At 71.9% G+C, this 21391-nt stretch carries 15 protein-coding genes; 9 read left to right on the forward strand and 6 right to left on the reverse strand.

The features are described from left to right. Positions 1-4: 4 nt before the first annotated feature. Complete coding sequence (locus tag H1W00_RS03565; protein WP_181753646.1) at positions 5-847, reverse strand: MOSC N-terminal beta barrel domain-containing protein; 843 nt, start codon at positions 845-847, stop codon at positions 5-7. Between the two features lie 67 nt (positions 848-914). Here H1W00_RS03565 and H1W00_RS03570 point away from each other — a divergent pair, with 67 nt between their 5' ends. Then, the gene (locus tag H1W00_RS03570; protein ID WP_181753648.1) at positions 915-2096 is read left to right on the forward strand and encodes a sensor histidine kinase; all 1182 of its coding nucleotides are present in this window, start codon (positions 915-917) and stop codon (positions 2094-2096) included. Beyond that, entirely contained in the window at positions 2093-2752 is a 660-nt protein-coding gene (locus H1W00_RS03575; RefSeq protein WP_181753650.1) for a response regulator transcription factor, read from the forward strand. The genes H1W00_RS03570 and H1W00_RS03575 overlap by 4 nt, the downstream gene beginning before the upstream one ends. A gap of 172 nt (positions 2753-2924) precedes the next feature. Here the strand turns inward: H1W00_RS03575 and H1W00_RS03580 are convergent, their stop codons facing one another. Beyond that, positions 2925-3398, reverse strand: coding sequence for an SRPBCC family protein (locus H1W00_RS03580; RefSeq protein WP_181753652.1), 474 nt, complete (start codon positions 3396-3398; stop codon positions 2925-2927). A gap of 91 nt (positions 3399-3489) precedes the next feature. Between H1W00_RS03580 and H1W00_RS03585 the strand changes: the two genes are divergently transcribed. The 4 genes from H1W00_RS03585 (at position 3490) to H1W00_RS03600 (ending at position 7950) form a co-directional block, all read left to right on the forward strand. Then, complete coding sequence (locus tag H1W00_RS03585; protein WP_181753654.1) at positions 3490-4065, forward strand: uridine kinase family protein; 576 nt, start codon at positions 3490-3492, stop codon at positions 4063-4065. Positions 4066-4116: 51 nt separating this feature from the next. Beyond that, positions 4117-4869 carry an MFS transporter gene (locus H1W00_RS03590; RefSeq protein WP_181753656.1) on the forward strand — a complete coding sequence of 251 codons (753 nt, stop codon included), beginning with the start codon at positions 4117-4119 and terminating at the stop codon, positions 4867-4869. Between the two features lie 172 nt (positions 4870-5041). After that, positions 5042-6880: an amidase family protein gene (locus tag H1W00_RS03595; RefSeq protein WP_206679960.1), complete on the forward strand. Its 1839-nt coding sequence runs from the start codon at positions 5042-5044 to the stop codon at positions 6878-6880. Positions 6881-6909: 29 nt separating this feature from the next. Next, a complete protein-coding gene (locus H1W00_RS03600; protein ID WP_181753659.1) occupies positions 6910-7950 on the forward strand; it encodes a cohesin domain-containing protein in 1041 nt (346 codons plus the stop codon). A 77-nt stretch (positions 7951-8027) separates the two neighbouring features. On the opposite strand, the gene H1W00_RS03605 is transcribed toward H1W00_RS03600, so the two are convergent. Beyond that, positions 8028-8306, reverse strand: a complete 279-nt coding sequence (locus tag H1W00_RS03605) for a hypothetical protein (protein WP_181753661.1) — start codon at positions 8304-8306, stop codon at positions 8028-8030. Between the two features lie 108 nt (positions 8307-8414). After that, positions 8415-9785, reverse strand: coding sequence for a hypothetical protein (locus tag H1W00_RS03610; protein WP_181753663.1), 1371 nt, complete (start codon positions 9783-9785; stop codon positions 8415-8417). A gap of 68 nt (positions 9786-9853) precedes the next feature. Here H1W00_RS03610 and H1W00_RS03615 point away from each other — a divergent pair, with 68 nt between their 5' ends. Continuing rightward, a complete protein-coding gene (locus H1W00_RS03615; protein ID WP_241732972.1) occupies positions 9854-10495 on the forward strand; it encodes a DedA family protein in 642 nt (213 codons plus the stop codon). Between the two features lie 13 nt (positions 10496-10508). Here the strand turns inward: H1W00_RS03615 and H1W00_RS03620 are convergent, their stop codons facing one another. Further along, positions 10509-12185, reverse strand: coding sequence for an alpha/beta hydrolase (locus tag H1W00_RS03620; RefSeq protein ID WP_181753667.1), 1677 nt, complete (start codon positions 12183-12185; stop codon positions 10509-10511). 53 nt (positions 12186-12238) lie between these two features. On the opposite strand from H1W00_RS03620, the gene H1W00_RS03625 reads away from it, so the two are divergent. After that, the gene (locus H1W00_RS03625; RefSeq protein ID WP_181753669.1) at positions 12239-13636 is read left to right on the forward strand and encodes an NAD-dependent succinate-semialdehyde dehydrogenase; all 1398 of its coding nucleotides are present in this window, start codon (positions 12239-12241) and stop codon (positions 13634-13636) included. A 313-nt stretch (positions 13637-13949) separates the two neighbouring features. Continuing rightward, positions 13950-19970 carry an Ig-like domain-containing protein gene (locus H1W00_RS03630; protein WP_181753671.1) on the forward strand — a complete coding sequence of 2007 codons (6021 nt, stop codon included), beginning with the start codon at positions 13950-13952 and terminating at the stop codon, positions 19968-19970. Positions 19971-20038: 68 nt separating this feature from the next. Here H1W00_RS03630 and H1W00_RS03635 read toward each other — a convergent pair whose 3' ends face one another. Continuing rightward, the gene (locus tag H1W00_RS03635; protein WP_181753673.1) at positions 20039-21385 is read right to left on the reverse strand and encodes a nitrogen regulation protein NR(II); all 1347 of its coding nucleotides are present in this window, start codon (positions 21383-21385) and stop codon (positions 20039-20041) included. Positions 21386-21391: the final 6 nt, after the last annotated feature.

The following is a 21391-nucleotide window of genomic DNA, read 5'->3' on the forward strand; positions in this document are numbered from 1 at the left end:
GGGGTCAGGCGCCGAGCGGGCCGCCGCCGGGAGGTGCGGCCTCGAGCACCTCGACCTCGTCGCCGACGCGGACCACCGCACCGGGCGTCTCGGGGATGAGGTTCACCGCGAACCACGCCTTCTTCCCGAACCGCCGGGTGCGGGCGAGCGTGCGCAGCGGCTCCTTGCCGCCGGTCACCGCGCCCGAGCCGTGATCGGCCTCCAGCGTGGTGATGACGCAGCGCGCGCAGCCCTTCACCGCGCGGAACGTCGCATCGCCGACCCGCAGCAGGCGCCAGTCGTCCTCGGCCCACGGCAGGTCGCCGTCCACGACGAGGTTCGGTCGCATCCGCGACATCGGGACCGGCTCACCGCCGCCCTCCTCGATCGACGCGTTGAGGGCGGCCAGCGACGCCTCGGTCGCGACGAGCAGCGGGTAGCCGTCGGCGAGGCTGACGCGGTCCTCGGGGCGCGCGAAGCCGGTGATCGGCCGGCGGGTGGGGTCGTCGAGGTGGACCAGCCGGACCGCCCCGCCGAGCAGCTCGCTCAGCCAGGCCGACGCGTCGGTGGCCTCGGCGGCGGTGAACTCCGTCTTCCACAGCCTGACCGGCACCTGGCGTGCCGGATCGGGCGGTGCGACCTCGAACGGCGCGGCCCCGGGCGCGCTGAGGTGCAGGCCGCCGTCAGTGAGCCGCGGGTGCACCGTGAGCAGCCGGTGCGACTCGCGCGCGGAGATGAAGTGGCCCGCCTCGTCCACCACCATCCAGCGGCGGTCGCCGACGAGTCCCCACGGCTCGACCTCGGCCGCCGCGAGGTCCTCGACCCGGGCGGACTTCAGGGGGTAGCGGTGCAAGGAGGTGAGGCGCACCGGTTCAGGCTACGGGTGCGAGAGCGGTGCTGGGCCGGTCCCACCGAGGTCTGCGACGATGTCAGGCGTGGACAGTCGATCCGAGGCCCTCAGCCGGGCGTCCTCACGATCGTCCGCACGCCGCGCCGAGCGCGGCATCGCCCTCGTCGCCCCCACGATGCGTGCCGTGGTGCTGGTGCAGATCCTGCTCGCCGCCGCCTCCGGCGCCGGCGTCGCGGAGCACCGCGGTGCCTACTGGGCACTGACGCTCTCCGTCGTCGCGGTCTCGCTGCTGCTGATCGTGCAGTGCCTGGTCACCGGCTCGGTGCGCCGCGGCGCCTGGCACGTGCCCGACCTGCTGCTCGCGTGGCTCGCCGTTCCCGCGATGAACCTGCTGCTGCCCGACCCGTTCGTCGTGGGCACGTGGGAGGCGTGGGCCTCGGGCTTCGCCGTCAACGTCGGGGCGCTGGCGGCCGCGTGGCTGCCGCCCGGAGTGGCGATGGTCCACGGCGTGGCGCTCGGCGGCTGGTACCTCGCCTGGACCCTCACGGCGAACACCACGTCGTGGGAGACCAGCCTCAGCAATGCGCTCACGATCCCCGGCTACGCCCTCGTCGTCGCGCTGCTGACCCACTACCTGCGCGGCCTCGCGGTGGACGCCGACCAGTCCCGCGAGGACGCCGTCGCCGCCACGCGCGCCCTCGAGCTGGAGCGCTACCAGCTCACCGTCCACGACGCCTCGAGCATCCTGCGGCTGCTGTCCGACGAGGACACTCCTGCCGAGGTGCTGCCGGGGCTGCGGCTCCAGGCCGACCGTGAGGCCCAGCGACTGCGCACGTACCTCGGTGCCGAGCCGGCACGGATCGACTCCTCGGCCCGCACCGTCGGGACCATGCTCGCGCACGCGCTCGAAGGGTTCGAGGACCTGCCGGTCGAGCCGGCCGTGGCCCTCGGCGCCCACGTGGAGCTGGACGACGCGGTGTGGACGGCCGTCGGACGGGCGGTCACCACCGTCCTGCACAACGTGCGGCTGCACGCGAAGGCGGACCAGGTGGTGGTGCACGCCGACACCGACGGCTCCACGTGGGAGGTCGTGGTGTCCGACGACGGGGTGGGCTTCGACCAGGGGAACCAGCCGCTCGGCTTCGGTCTCGACACGCAGGTCGGCCAGGCGCTGCGCGACGTCGGCGTGACCGTGGACGTCAGCTCGGCGCCGGGCCGCGGAACCTCGGTGACCATCACCGGGCCGGTGGCGGAGGTGGACGCATGACCGTGCGACGCACGCGTGTGGTGGTGATCGACGACAGCACCGTGATCCGCGGCGGTTTCGCCACCGTGCACCCGGGGCTCGACGTCGTGGCGACCTACGCCAGCGTGGAGGACTTCGAGGCCGCGCCGGTGCACTGCGACGTCGTCGTCCTCGACCTGCTCCTGCGCGGTCCCCAGGGCACGTCGACCACCACGAAGCAGGGCCGCGCGGCCATCCGCGCCCTGCGCGAGCGCGGGCTGCGGGTGTGCCTCTACACCGATGAGCGCCGCCCCATCGTGCTCGCGCTGTGCCTGCGTGCCGGCGCGCTCGGCGTGGTCCACAAGGCCGACCCGCCCCACGTCACGATGCAGGCGATCGAGGACGTCCGCAGCGACCGCGTCGTGGTCACCCAGTCGCTCGTCGGGCTGACCGAGCTGCTCGACCGCCGCGGCGCCCGGCTCGACCTCAGCACCCGCCAGCGCGAGGTGATCTCGGGCCGTGCCCGCGGCCGGCACTGGGCCGACATCGCCGCCACCCTCTACATCACCGAGGACACGGCCCGGGAGCACTACCGGGTGGCCTGCCGCAAGCTGCGCGACTACCTCCAGCACACCAGTCCGGGCGACATCGAGCGCGCGGTGGGGCTTGCCCCGGGGGACGTCCTCGACGAGGAGTGACCCCCCGATTCCGGGGGTTCCGACGCCGGGCGCGCGCCCGCAGGATGGAACAGGGACTGGGCCGGCCCGCATGGTGCCGGCCTCGCCCCATCGGGAGGGACCTACTCGGGGGGACGCATCGACCGGGACGCGCCGCGCGCGCCCCGGCCGATGCGTGTCTGAGGTCCTCCGGTCAGCGGACCAGCAGCCTCTCGATGTTGTCGAAGGCCTGCCGCGCGTTGCCGCGCCACATCCGGCCGAAGACCGGCATCGCCAGGCGGCCGAGACGCCCTTCGGGGCGCACCGTCCACGTCCAGCCGATGCGGACGCCGGTTCCCGCCGGCTCGAACGTCCAAGCGCCGTCGAGCGACGTGATCAGGTGCTTCATCGGGCCCGTGATGCCGGAGATCCGGTAGGTGAACCGCGACGGGCTCTCGACCGCCGTCAGCTCCTCGCGCATCGTGCCGCCGTCCGCCAGGACGATGGTGCGCGTCTGCCCGGGCGTGCGCCACGGGCCCTCCTGGTCGCGGACCTGCGCGATGCGCGGGATCGCGGCGTACCGGCGGTCGAACAGCGCCGTGAGGTCGAGCTCGAGCAGCCGCTCGAACGCCTCGGCCACCTCGAGCGGGTAGGTGCGGGTGTAGCGCAGAACCACGTGGTCGGTCATGCCCCGACCGTAGGCGGCAGCCCCCACGATGACCAGCGTTGCGGACCCGAGATCTTGCGGGTGCCCGTGGGCCGGGCGAGGCTGGGACGCGATGAGCAATCTCGACGAGCTGGTCCAGGTCGTCACCGCCCGCCAGCGTGAGCTCGGCCGCCCGGCGATCGTCGGCATCTCGGGGTTCGGTGGGTCGGGCAAGTCCACCCTCGCCCGTCGCCTGGTTGCCGCCCTGCCCGACGCCGTGCGGCTGCGCGGTGACGACTTCCTCGACCCGGTGCGGGTGCACCGGCGCTCGCCCGACTGGGACGGCGTCGAGCGCGACCGGCTCGTGGACGACGTGCTCCGCCCGTTCCGCGACGAGGTCCCCGGGGAGTTCCAGCGCTACGACTGGGACCGAGGCCGCCTCACCGAGCCCGAGCCGGTGCCGCGCGCCGACGTGCTCGTGATCGACCTCGTGGGTCTGTTCCACCCCACGACGCTGCCGCTGCTCGACCTGGCGGTCTGGTGCGAGATCGACCTGTGGACCGCGACCCAGCGCGGCATCGCGCGCGACCGCGACGACGGCAACGACCACGACCGCGTGTGGACCGAGGTCTGGGAGCCGAACGAGCGCGACTTCGAGCAGCGGTTCGCCCCGCGCGAGGTCGCCGACGTGCTCTTCCCGACCCGCTGAGCGCTCACGCGCCACCCTGCGAGTCCCCGGGGCCCCGCCTAGCGTGGAGGCATGACCTCCACCGACGTGCACACCGATCGTCGGCTCGGGTGGGCCCTGCTCGCGGCGGCGATCGCGCAGATCGTCGCCCCGGTGGTCCAGGCCCTCGCCGACGTCGCCCGGCCCGGCGACGACAGCGACTCGCTGCTCATCACCCCGGCCGGCTGGGCGTTCTCGATCTGGAGCCTCATCTACGGACTCGCCCTGGCCCACGCGATCGTCACCCTGTGGCGCGGCGACGGAGTCGGGAAGCGGCGCTTCGTGGTCGACCTGATCCTGCTCTACGTCGGTGCGACCGTCTGGATCGCGGTGTCGGCGGCCGCCATCAGCTGGGCGACGTTCCTCGTGCTGGCCTTCATGACCGTCGTGGCGATCGACGCAGCCCGCCTCGCGGCGCACACCCGCCCGGCCGAGCCCGCGTGGACCACGTGGCTCGCCCGCGCGACCTCGGGCATCTACGCCGGCTGGGTCAGCGCGGCGGTCTTCCTCAACCTCGGCACGGGGGTGCTCGAGCTCGACCTCGCCGAGCCCGACGACCGCGGCTGGCAGATCGCGCTGCTCGTCGTGGCCGTCGTCTTCGCCCTCGCGGTGAATTCGCAGCTGCCGCGGAGCCCGGGCTACGCGGCCGCGGTCGTCTGGGCGCTGATCGGCATCGTCGCCGCCGTCGCGGGGGAGTCGACGACGGCGCTGGTCATCGCGGTCGCGGCCATCGTGCTGCTGGCGGCGCAGACGGCGTGGCAGTCCTCGCGAGCGCTCCCGGACTGACGCGACACCACTCGTAACCCGGGCGACCCGCAGTTCTCCGCCCCAACACCCACACGAAACACCTGCGCAACATCGCGTTCCTAGCGTGACGACGTCGGGGAGATCCCACGTCGAGAGGAACATGGTGAGACGCACACCCATCCGAGCAGGGGTAGCCCTGTCACTGGCCTGCATGACCGGGGCGGTCCTGATCGCCGCCGGCACCCCGGCCACGAGCGCCGAGGGGACGACCGACGCCGGCTCGTACCTCGCTCCGCGGTTCACCGCCGCCGACCTCACCGGCGACGACGCCGTCACGCAGGAGGACGTCGACCTGCTCGCCGGCCGCGTGGGCACGACGTCGGCCGACGACGGCTGGGCCGCGGTGTCCGCCGCCGACCACGACGGCGACGACACCATCACCGTCACCGACGTGGCCCGCCTCGCGCAGGCGATGATCTACGACGACGGGAAGTTCGAGCTCGTCGAGGCGTCGGTCCTGGACATGCAGGCCGCGATGAACGCCGGCGTGCTGACCTCGGTGGACCTCACCCGGCAGTACCTCGACCGCATCGAGGCCTACGACAACGCGAAGGTCGACCCGGCCGCGAACGGCCGTCCGCTGAAGTCGATCATCTCGACGAACCCCGAGGCGCTCGAGCTGGCGGCCGAGGCCGACGCCGAGCGCGCCGAGACCGGCATGACGAGCGTGCTGCTCGGCATCCCCGTGGCGCTGAAGGACAACTACGACACGAAGGACATGCCCACCACCGCCGGCTGCGCGTGCTGGGAGGAGAACCAGACGCAGGACGACGCCGAGATGGTCGAGGGGCTGCGCGCCCAGGGTGCCGTCGTGCTGGCGAAGGCCAGCCTCGACGAGTTCGCGTACGGCTTCAGCTCGCAGTTCTCCGCCTTCCAGGGCGTCACCGTGAACGGCGACACCACGACGCAGCGCAGCACGCTGGTCGCCAGCCCCTACGCCACGAGCAAGACCGCGGGCGGCTCCTCCGGCGGCACCGGCGCCTCGATCTCGGCGAACCTCGCCGCGCTCGGCTTCGGTTCCGACACCGGAGGCTCGATCCGCGTCCCGTCGAGCTACAACCAGCTCGTCGGCGTCCGTCCCACGGTGGGCCTCGCCTCGCGCGACGGCATCGTGCCGCTGGCCCTGTCGCAGGACACCGGCGGCCCGATGGCGCGCTCGGTCTCCGATGCAGCGATCGCGATGGACGCCGTGGTCGGCGTCGACGAGAACGACACGGTCACGCAGCGACAGATCGGCAAGGTGCCGAGCTCGTACACGAAGTACCTCGACCCGAACGCCCTCGAGGGCAAGCGGATCGGCTACTTCCCGCAGATGGTCCCGTCGCTGACCGCGACGAACGCCGGACAGGCCGCCGCGGCCCGTCGCTTCGAGCAGGCCAAGACCGACCTCGAAGCGCAGGGCGCCACCGTCGTCCCGGTGCAGATGACCGCCGAGGAGGGCACCGCGTTCACCCGGGTGCTCAACGAGGGCAGCGGCAGCACGAACGAGTTCAAGCACGACCTCGCGCAGTACATGGCGTCGCACCTGTCGCCCGAGGTCGAGGCGAACACGCTGCAGGGCATCATCGACAGCGGCAAGTTCGCGCCCGCCTACCGCTCCACGTACGTCCAGCGGAACGGCATCACCGAGGAGACCTACCAGGCGTGGGCGGGGCCGAACGGCTCGCACACGACGCAGCTCGCGCTCGGTCACACCCAGGTGACGGCCCTGCTCGACGCGCAGGACATCGACGCGGTCGTCTACCCCTCCGGAACGCAGTACGGCACCTTCAGCACCAACATGCGGCTCAGCCCGAACACCGGGATGCCGGCCGTGACGGTGCCGATGGGCGCTGACGCCGCGGACCCCTCGGCGGGCATGAACCTGGAGTTCCTGGGTCGCCAGTTCGACGAGGGACCGCTGCTGGGCCTGGCCTACGACTACGAGCAGGGCACGCGCCACCGCACCACGCCGGCGCTCTACGGCCCGCTCGCGCAGGAGGCACCGTGAACCGCGACCAGACGATCCGAGGACGACAGATGACGAAGAAGACGATGCGGCGTGGCGCGGTCGGGGCGATCTCGGTGGCCCTGCTGGGCGGTGCGCTGGCGATGACGCCCGCGCAGGCCGACGAGCCGACGTTCGCGGTGACCGCCTCGGACTCCAGCGTGGCCGTCGGTGACGAGGTCACCGTCACGGTGGCGGCCGAGAACGTGCAGGACGTGTTCGCCTACGAGCTCGCCCTGGACTTCGACCCGGCGGTGCTGGCCTACGAGGCCGACAGCGCGTCGACCGACGTGACCGGCTCGACCTACGCGTCGGTGCAGGGCGACGACCTCGTCGTGCTGCACACGAAGCTGGGCACCTCGCCGGCCGCGGAGGGCGACGTGTCGCTCGTCTCGGCGACCTTCACGGCCCGCAAGGCCGGCACCGCGGCCCTCGCCGTGCCGTCGCTGAAGCTCGTCGGCACCGACGGTGAGGCTCGCACGGTCGAGGTCGAGGGCGCGTCCGTCGCCGTCGACCGGATCGCGGCACCGACCGCCGTGACTGCCCCGAAGATCTCGGGCAGTGCCCAGGTCGGCAAGGTGCTCGCGGTCTCGCCCGGAACGTGGTCGGTGAAGGGCGTCTCCACGCGGGTGCAGTGGCTGCGCAACGGCAAGGCGATCGCCGGGGCCACTCGGTCGACCTACCGCCTGACGCCGGCCGACTTCAAGGCCTCAGTCTCCGCCCGCGTGACGGCCACCAAGGCCGACCACGCCGACGGCACCGCGGTCGCGAAGGCGATCAGGGTGACGAGGAAGGCCGTGAGCCGGACGGGCGTCAAGGTGCCCGGATCGGTCAAGGCGAAGGCGGCGTTCAAGGCGCGCGTCTCGGTGAAGGCCCCGGGCGTCAGCCCGAAGGGCTCGATCCGGGTCTACGCCGGCGGCCGGCTCGTCAAGAAGAACGTCAAGGTCAAGGACGGCAGCGCGACGGTCTGGCTGCGCGTGGCGAAGAAGGGCCGCTCGGCGGTGCGCTTCGTCTACGTCCCGCAGTCGGGTGTCGAGGGCAGCTCCCGTCTGGTGAAGCTGCGCGTGCGCTGACGTCGGGTCCCAGGCGGCCGCGGATCCGGGGTGACAGACCCCCGGGTCCGCGGCCTTCCCGCGTCCGGCCCCGTTCTCTAGTCGAGCGGCTCGGGAGCCCCGAGGGCGATCGCCAGGCCCGCGAGAGAGAAGACGAAGAGGGGGATTCCCGCGTTGAAGAGGTAGAGCCCGAAGAAGTCGGTGGCGGTCCCGTTCAGGAACTGGAGCAAGACCCAGATCACGGCGATCATCGGGGGCAGCGTCAGGGCGTACACGTACTTCGCCAGGGTGACGCGGACCTGGAAGATGCAGACGATGGTGACGATCGCAACGACGGACCACACGACGACCCAGACCAGGTCGTTCGGATGGAACATGAACATCGCGATGTAGCAGCACAACTGCACTTCGGAACAGAACAGTGCTGCGCCACGATCAGTCCAGTAGTCGCTCACCGGTGTCACCCTAGGACCTCGAGGACGCGCTCACTGGTAGGTGATGAGCTCCGGGTGGGGGCGCACGCGGCGCCAGGTCTGGGAGACGTCGAGCATCGGCTCGTCCTCGTCGACGAAGTTCTTCCAGCCCCAGCCGACGCTCGCGGGAGCGTCCTCGCGGATGACGCCCCACGTGCCGAACTTCGCGCCCGGGCTGCCCTGGCCGTCCACGTGGATGACCGTGGAGAGCTCCGGGTGATCGGTGCGCACCCGGTCGCGGTTCCGGATCATCTGCGTCTGGAACTGGTGCAGCACGAACACCTTCTGTGGCAGCGCGTGCTTGCGCGTGAGGGCGGCCAGCCACGCCGACGTGCGGTTGACCTCGTTCGCTCCGACGTGGCCGATGCGCTGGAGCGGCTTGCCCTTCGGCCCGAGCCGCCACTCGGGGTCGAGGGCCAGGCCGACGTGGGGGCGGCGCAGCAGCGACTCGTACTCCTTGGCCTGCGTGAGGAACGACGAGCGGCCCGGCTGGAGGTCGAGGATCACGACGATGCCGGCCTTCTCGGCCGCGTCGACGAGCGGCTCGAGGTCGGACACCTCGGTGCGGGCGGAGTAGTCGCCGTGCGGTCCCTTGTCGGCGGCCGCGACGGTGGTGATGATCTCGAACGCGGGGACGAAGTGCTCGTCCGGCGCCGCCTTCCGGTACTTGCGCACGAGCTTGCGGACGCGGGCGACGGAGGCCTTCGTGCCCTGTTCCCCGAGCACGCCGAGTGCCGGGCCGGACGGGTGCCCGTACATGGCGACGAGGTGCTTGCCGCGGGTGGCGAACCAGCCACCGCCGACCGTCTGGGCGTCCGCCCGCACCACGCGCACGGCGTAGTCGTCGGCGCCGAGGGAGAGAAGGGCGCCGTCGGGGTCGCGACGCAGCAGCTTCGCCGAGGGCGCGTGCCGCCGCGGGTCGGTGGCGATGCGCACGAGGTCGGCGTCACCGAGGTCGGCGATCGCGAGCAGCTCGGGGGACGGCTTGCCGGTGGCGGCGATGGTGGGGCGGACGGCGCGCTCGATCGGATCCGCCCCGGCGCCGGCCGGGTCGTCCGCGGCCAGGATGCGGGCGCCGAGCCGCTTCGCCTCGGCCCGCCCCGGTTCGGTGTCCGGCAGCGCCGGCACGCCGAGGTCGAGCGCACGGTCGAGGGCGGCCTGCGGCTCCTCGGCGGGAACCAGCACGACGGCCGATGCGGATTCGAGCAGGAAGCGCGAGGCGGCGACGACGTCGCCGGCCGGGGCCGCGGCGAGCCCGGCCGGCTCGGCGGCCCGGACGGTCTCGGCGTCAGGCCCGGAGTCCTCGCCCTCGCACGCGGCCAGCAGCGTCGTCAGCAGGACGACGGCGCCGGTGGCGGCGAGGAGATGGCGGAACGGGTGCACCCGGCGACGGTACCCGGCTCCTCGGAACGGCGACACGCTGAGCACTGCTCGTTATGCTCTGCCGGGTGATGATTCAGGCGACCGACCAGGAGATCGACGGACTCGCGGGCTTCATGGTCGACCTGATGGACCGGATGGGCCTGTTCGGCGCCGCCCTCGCGGTGGGCCTGGACAACCTCTTTCCCCCGATCCCCAGCGAGATCGTGCTGCCGATGGCGGGCCTGGCCGCGAGCCAGGGCCGGTTCTCCCTCGCCGGCGCGCTGTTCGCCACGACCGCCGGCTCCGTGATCGGCGCCTGCATCATGTACTGGCTCGGGCGCCTCTTCGGCCGCGACCGGACCGCCTGGGTGTTCGAGCGGACCCCCTTGCTGAAGGTGCGCGATCTCGAGGTCACCGAGGCCTGGTTCGCCAAGCACGGTACGAAGGCGATCTTCTTCGGCCGGATGGTGCCGATCTTCCGCAGCCTCATCTCGATCCCGGCCGGCGTGGAGCGGATGTCCTTCGGCATCTTCCTGCTGCTGACGACCCTCGGCAGCCTGATCTGGAACTCGATCTTCGTCGGCGCCGGCTACACGCTGGGCGAGAACTGGCACGTCATCGAGCCGTGGGCCGACTGGTTCCAGCGCCTCGTGATCCTGGCCGTGCTCGTGGTCTGCGGCTGGTTCGTCATCACCCGCGTCCGCGAACTGCGCGACCCGCGCGAGCGCTGACGGTTTCCCCGGGTCAGTCGCGCAGCGACGGGGGGACGCCGGCGTTCTCGGCGTCGGCGTCGACGATCTGCTGCTGGAGGCGGCGCAGGTCGGCGCTGGTCCAGCCCTCGGGCTGCAGCACCGAGGCCCAGGCGGCGACGTGCTCGCCGACGAAGTCGTGGCCGTGTCCCGACGGGACCGCCATCCCCACCGCCATGTCGGCCGAGGTCTGCCAGAAGGTGACGATCGGGTACCAGCGCATCGCGTTCGCGACGTCGGAGCCGCGCGGCTCCGAGAGCCAGTCGGGCTTGTCCCAGATCAGGTCGGGACTCCACCACGTGATCGGGTCCGAGGGGTGCACGAGGTAGAGCAGGTGCGGTCCGTCCCAGGGGCGGGTGAGGGGGATCGTCGGACCCCACGGGTCGTTCGTGAAGCGCACCGTGCGCCCGTCGCGGAAGATCGGCTCGATCTCGCGGCTGCCCGGGTCGCGCTGCTCGCGGAACTCGGTGAACAGCGCATTGAACCCCGGGGGCCCGACGAAGAGCCCGCCCGAGGTCCGGTTGCGCAGGTCGGCCTCGCCGCTGAACGCCGTCTCGAGCGCGAACGAGCCGAGGCTCTCGCCGAAGAGGTACAGCCGCGGCCGGTTGTCGGCGGGCAGGGCGCTCCACCGCTCGTAGACGGCGTCGAAGAGGGCGCGGCCGGCGTGGCGCGCGGCGCGCTGGTCGACCAGGAACGACACCCAGGACGGCAGGTGCGAGTACTGCATCGACACGATCGCCGAGTCGCCACCGGTCAGGTACTCGAACGAGTTCGACGCGCTCGGCTCGATGAAGCCCGAGCCCGTCGTGCCGGCCACCAGCAGGTTCGCGCGGTCGAAGCCGCCCGCCCGCTCCAGGTCGTGGACGGCCAGGCGCGCCCGCTCCTCGACGTCCTCGGCGTTGGCGGTGCCGGCGTAGGCGCGGATCGGGTCGAGGGCCGGCCGGCCGGTGAACTCCGCGATCTCCTCGCCGCTCGGGCCGCGTGCCACGAAGCGGCGCCCCTGCCGGCCGAGGTCCTCCCAGGCCAGCTCGGAGTCCGGGCTGCCCGACCGCAACGTGCTGGTGGGTGCCTCGAGATTCGACGAGACCTGCTGGTCACCCAGCGCGAAGGAGGAGTCCACCGCGGCGATGGCGTTGTCGTAGACGACCCCGCTCAGCGTGAAGAACGTCAGTGCGGCCACGAGGACCACGCCGGTGGCGCGGGCGGCCTGCGCGCCGATCCGCCGGGCCAGGAGGGCCGAGACCCACCGGGTGGCGCGACGCAGTCCGCGGCCGGCCGCGACCAGCAGCGCGAACACGAGCACGGCGACGACCGGCACCGTGATCAGCCGCCAGGCGCTGGCGTCACCCATGCCCATGAGCTCGCGGACCCGGTCCTGCTGGCGCACGCTCATCACGTCGACGATCCCGAGCGCGACGAGCCCGACACCGATCGTCCAGCGCCACTGCCGCCGGCTCGGTCGTCCCGCCTCGCGGTCGGCGAAGGCGCGCCAGACCCAGGCGAGGGCGACGCCCAGGCCGTACCCGATCGCGGCCGTGACGCCCGTGACGAGTCCTTGGAACAGGGCGGGCCGGGGCAGCAGGGACGGGGTCAGGGACAGCAGGGCGAAGGCGAAGGCGCCGAGGAGTCCCGGCAGCGTGAGCCGGATCCACCCGCGCAGGCGGTCGTGCATGGCCGAAGTCTGACAGGTCGAAGGGAGGCGCCGAGCGCGGTAGCGTCGGGAGCATGGCCCATCAGCTCTTCATCGCAGGACAGTGGCGCGACGCCGAGGGCGGCGCGACCTTCGACGTCGAGAACCCCGCGACGGGGGAGACGCTCGCGACGGTGGCCGACGCCTCCGTGGCCGACGGCAGGGCGGCGCTCGACGCCGCAGTGGCCGCGCAGGCCGACTGGGCGCGCACCGCGCCCCGCGACCGCGGCGAGATCCTGCGGCGCGCGTTCGAGATCATCACCGAGCGCGCCGACGAGCTGGCCGAGCAGATGACCGCCGAGATGGGCAAGCCCGTCAGCGAGTCGAAGGCCGAGATCGCCTACGGGGCCGAGTTCTTCCGCTGGTTCGCCGAGGAGTCGGTGCGGATCGCCGGCCGCCACTCGGTCGCCCCCAACGGCGCCACCCGGCTGCTGACGCTGAAGCAGCCGGTGGGCCCGTGCCTGATGATCACGCCGTGGAACTTCCCGCTCGCGATGGGCACCCGCAAGATCGGCCCGGCGATCGCGGCCGGCTGCACGATGGTGGTCAAGCCCGCCTCCCTGACGCCGCTCACGATGCTGAGCCTGGGCGAGATCCTCACCGAGGCCGGCCTGCCCGACGGCGTCCTCAACATCGTCACGACGAAGAGCACCGGCAAGGTGATGGAGCCGATCATCCGCGACCCCCGGCTGCGCAAGCTGACGTTCACCGGCTCCACCGAGGTGGGCCGCTCCCTCATCGAGCAGGCCGCCGAGGGTGTCCTGCGCGTCTCGATGGAGCTCGGCGGCAACGCCCCGTTCCTGGTCTTCGAGGACGCCGACCTCGAGAAGGCGGTCGACGGCGCGATGCTGGCCAAGATGCGCAACATCGGCGAGGCCTGCACGGCCGCGAACCGCTTCATCGTGCACGAGTCGCTCGCGGAGGAGTTCGCCACGCGCTTCGCGAAGCGGATGGAGCAGGCCGAGGTGGGCCCGCTCGTCGAGGCCAAGCAGCGCGACAAGGTGGCCGAGCTGGTCGACGACGCGAAGCAGCACGGTGCCACGGTGCTCACCGGCGGCGAGGTGCCGGACGGCGCGGGCTACCACTACCCGCCCACGGTCCTGACCGGCGTCCCGCCCGAGGCCCGGGTCTGGCGTGAGGAGATCTTCGGGCCGGTCGCGCCGATCTTCACGTTCTCCGACGACGACGAGGCGCTGCAGATGGCCAACGACACCGAGTACGGTCTCGTCGCCTACGCGTTCACGCAGAGCTACTCGCGCGCCATCAAGGTCTACGAGGGCCTCGACACCGGCATGGTCGGCATCAACCAGGGTGTCGTCTCCAACCCGGCCGCGCCGTTCGGCGGGATGAAGGCGTCGGGCTTCGGTCGCGAGGGCGGCGACGAGGGCATCGAGGAGTACCTCGAGACGAAGTACGTGGGCCTGGCCCCCTGACCGCCGCCGTCGCCAAGCGCGGCGGGTGCTTCGGAACTCACCTCATGTGACTCATGTGGCGTGCGTCATGACACTTTGGTCACCCCTGTGTAGTTCTTTGGGACCCTTCTCGACGGCCCTGCGCCCGCGGGGCGCCGAAACGCCGACAGGCGAGGACCGCCGCAGGTAACGTCCTGCCGGAGCGGTCCGGAGGGAGCCGGGCGCGCTCCCCTCAGGACCCAGCAACGACGGGCCGGATCGCACCGATCGGGCCCGATCTCGTCCTGCCTTCGCGTGCTCTGAAGCTCCCTTTGTCGAGAGGTCTCGTATTTCCATGGCGTTCCGTCTGCACCGCCGTCTGCTCACCTGTGCCACAGCCTTCACCCTGATCGCGCTCAGCCTCGCCGGGACCATGACGGTCCTCGCGCCCGCGCCGGTCGCCCAGGCTGCCCCCGCGCCCGCGTTCGACTGCACGGTCCCGCGCTTCTTCGCCCAGGCCGAGGACCCGGTGGGCACCGTCAAGCTCAACACCGGCTCGTACACGACCTCGGGCGGTTCCCAGTGGACCCAGATCGGAACGAACTACACCGGCGCCAACGTGTTCAACGCGCTGGCGTTCAACCCGACCGACGAGTACCTCTACGGAACGTTCTACGGACAGACCTCGGGCACGAACATCCGTGGCTCGCTCGCCCGCATCAACCGCTCGGGTGCCGTGACGCCGCTGGGCGACGCGAGCACGGCGCTGGGTGCGCCCCCGAGCACCCTGTGGGACAGCGGCGAGTTCGACAGCGCCGGCAACTACTACGTGGCCTCGGGCAACGCCGGCACGACGACGATCCAGAGGATCGCCGGCCTCAAGGACGTCACGAGCGCCACGAGCACCCCGCGCCCGACGCGCACGACGATCACCCTCTCGCGGAGCATCCGCTTCGCCGACCTGACGTTCCTCAAGGGCTACCTGTGGGCCGCGAACTACGGTCAGGCGCCCGAGCTCTACCGCATCAACCCGTCCACCGGTGCCGTCACGGCCTTCACGGTGCCGACCGACATCATGCCGACCAACTCGTACGGCTCGGCGTTCACGATGACGAACGGCAACCTCGCCCTCATCGCGACCAACGGCTTCATGTACCAGATCGCGATCCGCAACGCCGACCAGGCGACGCCCACGTTCGAGCTGATCAGCCGCGTGACCGCCCCCGCCAACCAGCGCAGCGACGCGACGAACTGCGCCACCGCCCTGGAGTCCAAGCTCAGCGTGACGAAGACCGGCCCCGCCACCGTCGTCGTCGGCAAGACCATCACGTGGCGCGTCGTGGTGAAGAACGAGGGCCCGGGCAACACGTCGGGCTTCGTCCTCAACGATGTGCTCCCGAACAACCTCGGCAACGTCAGCGTGACCAGCACCGACACGTCGTGCGTCGTGACCGGCACCACGCAGAAGGTCGCCACGTGCAACGGCGGCTACCTCCCGGTCGGCGCCGAGGCGGTCGTCAACGTCAGCGCCACCGCGCCCTCCACCCCGGGCCCGCTGATCAACAAGGCCTACGCCATCGGCAACGAGGACCCGAACCCCGCCCCGCCGGCCACGGCTGAGACGCAGGTCGTCCTCGCCACCGAGGTCAACGTCCCGGCCACGGTCACGGACACCTCGAACGGCACGTACGACAGCACCTCGGTGAAGGGCGGCACGGTCGCCTACGCCGCCGGTCGCTACACCTACACGCCGCCGGCAGGCTTCTCCGGCTCGGACTCCTTCACCTACCGCACGTCCGACGGGACGCTCGTGACCGTCCTCGTCCAGGTCACGCCGCAGGCGGACCCGGGCAGCCGCACGACGCAGGCCGGCGTCCCCGTGACGATCTCGGAGGCAGCCCTCCAGGCGCTCGGTCGGGGCACGGGTCTCGAGCTCGTCGGCGTCGGCTCGGCCGAGCACGGGACCGTCGCGCTGGACCAGGGCGTCGTGACCTACACCCCGGCCGCCGGGTTCTCCGGCACCGGCCGCTTCACCTACACGCTGCGCGACGCCTCCGGCCAGGAGGTCACCCAGACGATCACCGTCACCGTGACCAACGTCTTCAGCGACGAGTCCGCCGTCGAGGACGGGGTGACGACGCCGCAGAACACCGCGAAGAAGATCCCGCTGGCCGACGTGGTCTCCCCGTCGGGCCGGCCGCTCGACCCGACCAAGGTGACGGTCCCCGGTGCTCCCGACCACGGTCGCGTGACGGTCGATCCGGTCACGGGCGAGCTGACCTACACTCCGGACGCCGGCTACGTCGGTGACGACGAGTTCGACGTCCGCGTGTGCGACACGTCGGACCCGGCCCAGTGCACGACGGTCACCATCATGGTGGCGGTCTCGCCCAACACGGTGACGGCCGACGACGACACGGCTTCGACGCCGGTGGCGACGCCTCGGACGATCGACGTCCGCGGCAACGACGAGAGTGCCTCGGGCCAGCCCTTCGCGGCGCCGAGCGTCACGACGGCCCCGGCCCACGGCAGCACCGTGGTCGAGTCCGACGGCCGCATCACCTACACGCCGGCCGCCGGCTTCTCCGGCGTGGACACCTTCCAGTACCGCGTGTGCGACACCTCCACGCCCACCGCGGAGTGCGACGCGGCCACGGTGACGGTCACGGTGACGAACGTCTTCGCCGAGGAGACGGCCGCCGAGGACGGCGTCACGACGCGCCAGAACACGCCGAAGGACATCCCGCTGACCGACGTGGTCTCCGCCACCGGCCAGCCGCTCGACCCGACGAAGGTCACGGTGTCCGAGGAGCCGAGCCACGGCGACGTGACGGTCGACCCCACCACGGGCGAGCTGACCTACACGCCGGACGCCGGCTACACAGGCGACGACGAGTTCGACGTCCGCGTGTGCGACACCTCCGACCCGGCCCAGTGCAGCACCGTCACCATCAACGTCACGGTGACCGCCAACACGGTGACGGCCACCGCCGACACGGCCACCACGCCCGTCGAGACCCCGCAGACGATCAACGTCCGCGGCAACGACGACAGCGCCTCGGGCCAGTCGCTCGCGGCGCCGACGGTGACGACGGCTCCCGCCCACGGCACCGCCGTGGTGGAGTCCGACGGCCGGATCACCTACACGCCGGAGGACGGGTTCTCGGGTGAGGACACGTTCGAGTACCGGGTCTGCGACACCTCGACGCCCACGGCGGCCTGCGACACGGCCACGGTGACGGTCACGGTGACGAACGTCTTCAGTGACGGGAGCGCGGTCGAGGACGGCGTCACGACGCCGCAGAACACCCCGAAGGACATCCCGCTCGCTGACGTGGTCTCGCCCTCGGGCGAGCCGCTCGACCCCGCCGCGGTGACCATCCCCGAGGCACCCGCGCACGGCGAGGTCACGGTCGACCCGACCACGGGCGAGCTGACCTACACCCCGGACCCGGGCTACTCGGGCGACGACGAGTTCGACGTGCGCGTGTGCGACACCTCGAGCCCGGCGCAGTGCACGACGGTCACGATCGAGGTCACGGTCGGCGCGAACACCGTCGCGGCGTCCGACGACACCGCGACCACCGAGGTGGGGACGGCGACCGCGGTCCTGGTCCGCCAGAACGACACCTCGCTCTCGGGCCAGGCGCTCGCGCTGCCGTCCGTGACGACGGCTCCGGAGCACGGCACCGCCTCCGTCACGGTGGACGGCCGCATCGTCTACACCCCGGAGGACGGCTTCTCGGGTGAGGACACGTTCGAGTACCGCGTGTGCGACACGTCGACGCCGACCTCCGTGTGCGACACCGCCACGGTGACGGTCACGGTCGAGAACGTCTTCAGCGACGGGACCGCGGCGCAGGACGGCGTGAAGACGCCCCAGAACACCGCCAAGGACATCCCGCTCGCCGACGTGGTCTCCGCGACCGGCAAGCCGGTCGACCCGACCAAGGTCACGGTCTCCGAGGAGCCCGGCCACGGCGAGGTCACGGTCGACCCGACCACGGGCGAGCTGACCTACACGCCGGTCCCCGGGTACACCGGCGACGACGAGTTCGAGGTGCGCGTGTGCGACACCTCCGACCCGGTCCAGTGCAGCACGGTGGCGATCGGCGTCACGGTCGGCGCGAACACGGTCGAGGCGGCCGACGACTCGGCCACCACGGCGGTCGAGACGCCCCGGACGATCAACGTCCGCGGCAACGACGACAGCGCGTCGGGTCAGGCGCTCGCGGCGCCGGCGGTGACGACGGCTCCCGCCCACGGCACGACGGTGGTCGAGTCCGACGGCCGGATCACCTACACGCCGGCAGCGGGCTTCTCCGGTGAGGACACCTTCGAGTACCGCGTCTGCGACACCTCCGCGCCGACCGCCGTGTGCGACACCGCCACGGTGACGGTCACGGTCGAGAACGTCTTCAGCGACGAGAGCGCGGTCGAGGACGGCGTCTCGACGCCGCACAACACGGCGAAGAAGGTCGCGCTGGACGATGTGGTCTCCGCGACCGGCACGCCGCTCGACCCGACGAAGGTCACCATCCCCGTGGCTCCCGAGCACGGGACCGCCACGGTCGACCCGGTCACGGGCGAGCTGACCTACGCGCCGGTCCCCGGCTACACCGGTGACGATCAGTTCGAGGTCCGCGTGTGCGACACCTCCGCTCCAGTCCAGTGCACGCGGGTGACGATCGAGGTCACGGTCGGCGCGAACACGGTCGAGGCGGCCGACGACTCGGCCACGACGTCGGTCGAGACGCCCCGGACGATCAACGTCCGCGGCAACGACGACAGCGAGTCGGAGCAGCCGTTCGCGGCGCCGACGGTGACGACGGCTCCGGGTCACGGCACCGCCGTGGTCGAGTCCGACGGCCGGATCACGTACACCCCCGAGGACGGCTTCTCCGGTGAGGACACGTTCGAGTACCGCGTGTGCGACACCTCGACGCCCACGCCGGTGTGCGACACCGCCACGGTGACCGTCACGGTCGAGAACGCCTTCGCCGAGGAGACCGCGGTCGAGGACGGTGTCGCGACGCCGCAGAACACTCCCCAGGACATCCCGCTCAGTGACGTGGTCTCGCCCTCGGGCAAGCCGCTCGACCCCACCACGGTCACCGTCCCCGACGGTCCCGACCACGGCGAGGTCACGGTCGACCCGACCACGGGCGAGCTGACGTACACGCCGGACCCGGGCTACTCCGGTGACGACGAGTTCGAGGTCCGCGTGTGCGACACCTCGGTCCCGGCCCAGTGCACCACCGTCACGATCGGCGTCGAGGTGTCCGCGAACGCGGTCGCCGCGGCCGACGACTCCGCGACGACGGCACTCGGCACCGAGGTCGACGTCGACGTGAGGGACAACGACAGCTCGGCCTCCGGCCAGGCGCTGGCGCACCCGACGGTCACGACGGCCCCGGAGCACGGCACCGCCGTGGTGGACGCCGACGGCCTGGTCACCTACACGCCCGAGGCCGGGTTCTCCGGTGAGGACACGTTCGAGTACCGCGTGTGCGACACGTCGACGCCCACGCCGGTGTGCGACACCGCCACGGTCACGGTGACGGTCGTGAACGCGTTCACGAACACTCCGCTGGCCTCCGACGGTGTCGAGACCGACCAGGACGAGGCGCTGACGATCCCGCTCGCCGACCTGGTGAGCTCCGCGGGTGCGGCGCTGGATCCGCAGTCGGTGGTCGCCGGACGCGCGGCCCACGGTGACGTGACCGTCGACCCCCAGACCGGTGCCGTGACCTACACGCCGAACGACGGCTACTCCGGTGACGACGCGTTCGACCTGCGGGTGTGCGACACGTCGAAGCCCGTGCAGTGCCACACCGTGACGATCCCCGTGAAGGTGCGGGCCAACACGGTCGTGACCGGCGACGACAAGGCCACGACCCAGGAGGGTCGACCCGTGGTCATCGAGGTCGAGGGCAACGACACCAGCCGGACCGGTCGTCCGCTCACGGCCGCGCGGGTCACCACGCAGCCGAAGCACGGCGTCGCGGAGGTCCTGCAGGACGGCACCGTGCGCTACACGCCGAAGAAGGGCTTCGTCGGCACGGACTCCTTCGAGTACGAGCGCTGCGACGACTCCACTCCGGTGCCCGTCTGCGACACGGCGACCGTCATGGTGGACGTGACAGCGGCTCCCGACGCGCCGGCCGAGCCGGGCGACGACCCCGACGTCGCGGGTGACGACGACAGTGTCGACGGCAGCGACCGGGGCGACGAGAAGGCCGACGACCGCGCGGCCGACCGTTCGCCGCTGGCGGACACGGGCTCGAGTGCCACGCTCGGTGCGCTGGCCGGTGGACTGGGTGCGATCGCGCTCGGTGCTCTCGCCATCGTGATGGCACGCCGCCGCCGGGCCTGATCGCTCGATTCGCCCGGGGTCCTCAGGGGCCCCGGACGAGTCACGTCCGGCACCGCTCGGTCCCCGGCTCAGCTGCCGTGGGCGGTGTCGCGTCCGTAGGCGTCGTCGCTCACGCGGCGAATGAAGGCGGCCGACGACTCGCCCGGCAGGGGCGTGTGGAAGGTGACCTCCATGTCGACCCCGAGGTCGTCCAGCGGCACGTTTCCCGGGACGGCGTCGAAGTCGTGCTCCAGCAGCTCGGTGACGAACGTCCACGTGTCCAGGCGGGCCCACTCCACGTCGGGGAAGCCCGCCTCGGCCGCGCGGGCCTCCATGCGCCGCGCGATCAGGAACATCACCTCGTCGGTCCGGTGCGGGTCGCGCGGTGTGACGACGAGCCGGATGACGGTGCCGCCCTGCGCCGCCACGGTTCTCAGCACCTCGAGGGCGGCCTTGCGGCCGAGGGTCTGGGTGCCGGGGTCGTGTCCCTTGAGGGCGCCGGAGACGGTGGGAAAGGACGAGCCCTCCACCGAGGAGCGCACGGGACGGAACATCAGGACCAGGTCGCCGTCGCGGGCGAGCGGGTCGACCGAGTGCACCGACAGGGCGGTGCGCAGCTCACCGCCCTGGATGAACAGCGTGACGGTGGCCCCGTCCACGAACCGCGGAGGCATCGACAGCGCAGCGGTGAGATCCATCCCGTGCGAGGCAGTGCGACCCATCAGACGCAGCAGGCTGGCGGCCGGGCCGTTCCAGTCCTGGAGCCGCCCGGCGCGGTCGATCACGAAGATGAAGACGCCGATCGAGTTCATCAGGCGGTCCGCCCGTGAGGCCGACCGCGACCACGACCCGACGTGGCTCGTCGTCCACACCAGGACGAGGCAGATGGCGGCGATGGCCAGCGGTGTCAGTGCGGGAACGAGCACCTGGAAGGACACGACGAACAGGCCCGCGACCTCGGCCGCGAGGACGACCCGGCGCACGTGCCTGGACGGGTCGTGCTGGCGCGTGCTCAGCGTGAGGACGCCGGCGCCGAGGAGTCCGAACGCGTAGATCAGGTGCGCCGCGTAGACCGGGCTGTCGTAGTAGCGGTCACCGTCGGTGATGCCGAGCGCCGGCACCATGCCGGCGAAGCTGAGAGCGGCGATCGCCGCCGCGGCGATCCACAGCCAGGGCGCGACCACCCAGCGCCCGTGGACGAGTCGTCGCGCGGCCACGAAGAAGCTGACGGCGCTGACCTGCACGACCACGACGTTGACCGCCACGAGGAGGCTCGGCGCGAGGTCGTCGGGTCCGCGAAGCGCCCGCAGCAGGTTCCAGGCGGCCACCGACAGCACGAGGATGACCACGGGCACCGACACGGCCGGCCGGTGGTGCCGCACCGCCAGGACCGACAGCAGCAGCACTGCCGAGGTCACCAGGTAGGCGGTGGTCATGGCGTG

Origin of the sequence: Aeromicrobium phoceense, assembly GCF_013868155.1 — a bacterium.
Lineage (GTDB): Bacteria > Actinomycetota > Actinomycetes > Propionibacteriales > Nocardioidaceae > Aeromicrobium > Aeromicrobium phoceense.

Coding starts and splice junctions, on each gene's coding strand:
- H1W00_RS03575 (WP_181753650.1), top strand. CDS start 2,093: ATGACCGTGCGACGCACGCGTGTGGTGGTGATCGACGACAGCACCGTG.
- H1W00_RS03580 (WP_181753652.1), bottom strand. CDS start 3,398: ATGACCGACCACGTGGTTCTGCGCTACACCCGCACCTACCCGCTCGAG.
- H1W00_RS03585 (WP_181753654.1), top strand. CDS start 3,490: ATGAGCAATCTCGACGAGCTGGTCCAGGTCGTCACCGCCCGCCAGCGT.
- H1W00_RS03590 (WP_181753656.1), top strand. CDS start 4,117: ATGACCTCCACCGACGTGCACACCGATCGTCGGCTCGGGTGGGCCCTG.
- H1W00_RS03595 (WP_206679960.1), top strand. CDS start 5,042: ATGACCGGGGCGGTCCTGATCGCCGCCGGCACCCCGGCCACGAGCGCC.
- H1W00_RS03600 (WP_181753659.1), top strand. CDS start 6,910: ATGACGAAGAAGACGATGCGGCGTGGCGCGGTCGGGGCGATCTCGGTG.
- H1W00_RS03605 (WP_181753661.1), bottom strand. CDS start 8,306: ATGTTCCATCCGAACGACCTGGTCTGGGTCGTCGTGTGGTCCGTCGTT.
- H1W00_RS03615 (WP_241732972.1), top strand. CDS start 9,854: ATGATTCAGGCGACCGACCAGGAGATCGACGGACTCGCGGGCTTCATG.
- H1W00_RS03620 (WP_181753667.1), bottom strand. CDS start 12,185: ATGCACGACCGCCTGCGCGGGTGGATCCGGCTCACGCTGCCGGGACTC.
- H1W00_RS03625 (WP_181753669.1), top strand. CDS start 12,239: ATGGCCCATCAGCTCTTCATCGCAGGACAGTGGCGCGACGCCGAGGGC.
- H1W00_RS03630 (WP_181753671.1), top strand. CDS start 13,950: ATGGCGTTCCGTCTGCACCGCCGTCTGCTCACCTGTGCCACAGCCTTC.
- H1W00_RS03635 (WP_181753673.1), bottom strand. CDS start 21,385: ATGACCACCGCCTACCTGGTGACCTCGGCAGTGCTGCTGCTGTCGGTC.